Source organism: Colwellia sp. BRX8-7, from assembly GCF_014077275.1.
Lineage (GTDB): Bacteria > Pseudomonadota > Gammaproteobacteria > Enterobacterales > Alteromonadaceae > Colwellia_A.
The window spans coordinates 1-232 of the sequence record NZ_JACGVP010000147.1 but is presented as its reverse complement, the minus strand read 5'-3'; the positions used below and the strand labels follow the sequence as shown (position 1 = coordinate 232).

The 232-nt window shown below is 43.5% G+C and carries 1 protein-coding gene; it reads right to left on the bottom strand.

Going from position 1 to position 232, the window contains the following annotated elements; all coding sequences use genetic code 11:
* On the bottom strand, window positions 1–232 hold a 232-nt coding region (locus tag H4J57_RS19740; protein ID WP_220470348.1), incomplete at both ends, for a hypothetical protein.

Below are 232 nucleotides of genomic sequence, written 5' to 3'. Positions count from 1 at the left end.
TACGTATTCCCATCAACAGTAAAACTAGTTACGGTTAACGGTCCATCTGCAGTTGCTGCATTATCAAGCACATTGCCTGTCGCGATTGTATCTTCTGCAACAGTGACGTTCTCATTATCATCGCTCAGATCAGAAACTGGTGTTACTGAAATTGTTAAGGTAGAACTTTCGGTATCACCGGCACCATCAGTAACGGTGTAGCTGATCACTGGCACAGCACCATTAAAGTTGT